The 1,903-nt window shown below is 60.7% G+C and carries 2 protein-coding genes; one reads left to right on the top strand and one right to left on the bottom strand.

All coding sequences use genetic code 11. The features are described from left to right. Window positions 1-625 (top strand): bifunctional hydroxymethylpyrimidine kinase/phosphomethylpyrimidine kinase (locus tag Q8K05_RS04115; RefSeq protein WP_305245254.1); only part of this gene is annotated, 625 nt, incomplete at its 5' end. Between the two features lie 104 nt (window positions 626-729). On the opposite strand, the gene Q8K05_RS04110 is transcribed toward Q8K05_RS04115, so the two are convergent. Then, window positions 730-1,830, bottom strand: a complete 1,101-nt coding sequence (locus tag Q8K05_RS04110; protein ID WP_305245253.1) for an NAD(P)/FAD-dependent oxidoreductase — start codon at window positions 1,828-1,830, stop codon at window positions 730-732. Between the last annotated feature and the right edge of the window lie 73 nt (window positions 1,831-1,903).

Below are 1,903 nucleotides of genomic sequence, written 5' to 3'. Positions count from 1 at the left end.
GGTCGAAGATATCGGTCTGCATGCCGTGAAAATTGGCATGCTGCACGCGCCCGATATCGTTCACACGGTGGCTGAGGCGATTGACCGGCATGCGCTGGACAACGTGGTGCTTGATCCGGTGATGGTCGCCACCAGCGGTGCGGTGCTGATCGAGAATCCTGCCATTGTGGCGCTGGTGCAGGCGCTTTTTGGGCGCGCGACCGTGGTCACGCCCAACCTCGATGAAGCCGCACTGCTGGTGGGCAGGTCCTTGAACAGCGAACATGACATGGAGGCCGCTGCGCACGAGTTGCTGGCTATGGGCGCGCGGGCGGTGTTGCTCAAGGGCGGGCACCTGAAAGGCGAGGTGGTGAGTGATTTGTTGCTCCTCCCAAACGGCGCGCTGAACTGGATGCGAGCGCCGCGCATTCACAGCGCCAACACCCATGGCACGGGCTGCACGCTGTCGTCAGCCATTGCCGCGCACCTGGCCCTGGGCGCTGGTTTGCTGGAGGCGGTGCAGGCAGCCCGCGCCTATGTGCGGGCTGCACTGGAGGCGGGCGCCAAAGTGCGCACGGGTGCGGGCAGCGGACCACTGAACCATGGTCACGCACCCCAGGTCATGCGGCTTATACCGCTGCGATAAGCGATAAGTGTTGAGGCCTGAATTTCCGGCTGTTACCCGGGTCGCACCCACCCACAAAAAAGCCCGCGCTCGGGCGGGCTTGCAGGCAGGCTTCGGGGCCGGCGTCAGTCAAAAACCGGCGTTTCAACCCCCAGCACCTTGTGCAGCTTGGGGCTGGTGGTGGTGTACTGCAGGTGGATTTTCTTGTCCGGAAAGATGAAGGGCGCGGCGCCAAAGGCTGCCAGCGCGCATTCATGAAAGCCGCTCAGAATCAGCTTTTTCTTGCCGGGGTAGGTGTTGATGTCACCCACCGCAAAGATGCCCGGCACATTGGTCGAGAATTTTTCGGTGTCCACCTTGAGCTGTTTGCGCTCAATGTCCAGGCCCCAATGGGCAATCGGCCCGAGTTTGGGTGAAAGGCCAAAGAACACCAGCAGTACATCCAGCGGCACGATGCGGGTGATGCCATCGGCGCCGGTGACCTTGGCCCCCGTCAGTGCGCCGTCTTTTTCATCGTAACCCGTGACCTGACCCACGAGGAACTGCATTTCGTAGGCATCGCAGAGCTCCCTCATCTTGGCCACGCTGGCAGGCGCGGCCTTGAAGCCGTCGCGGCGGTGAATCAGGATGACGCTCTCGGCTTTGTTCGGGCCGTCCTTCACGAAATTCAAGGCCCAATCGAGCGCGGAATCGCCGCCGCCGACAATTACCAGGTTTTTTCCGGCAAAGTCAGCCGGGTTCTTGACCCGGTAAAACAGCTGGCTGTCGTCAAACTTTTCCAGACCCTCGACCCGCAGCAGTTTGGGCTGGAAAGCGCCCACACCGGCCGCAATGAAAATGGTCTTGGTCAGGAATTGCGTGCCCTTGGATGTTTCGACAAAGAAACGCCCGTCTTCCTGCTTTTCAACCACGCTGACTTCCTGCCCGAAGTGAAAGGTCGCGCCAAACGGCTCGATTTGCTTGAGCAGGTTGTCGGTCAGTTCCTTGCCGGTGCAGACCGGCACGGCGGGAATGTCGTAAATCGGTTTGTCGGGGTAGAGCTCAATGCACTGGCCACCAGGGTAGGCCAGGGAATCGATCACATGCGCCTTGATCTCAAGCAGGCCCAGTTCAAACACCTGAAAAAGGCCCACAGGGCCGGCGCCGACAATGACGGCATCGGTTTCGATCGGGCCGTCGTGTTGGGCGGCGGTGTTGATCACTTCTTGATTGAGTTGGGGTTCCATGGATTCTCGGCTTGCTTGTATTAAAACGGCGCAGGGTAATGGGGATGGGCGTGCGCGGCTCAGCGCACCAGCT

The organism is Polaromonas sp. (genome assembly GCF_030682935.1).
GTDB lineage: Bacteria > Pseudomonadota > Gammaproteobacteria > Burkholderiales > Burkholderiaceae_C > Polaromonas.
Note: the sequence above shows the minus strand (reverse complement) of the source record. Positions and strands in the feature narration are given on the sequence as shown.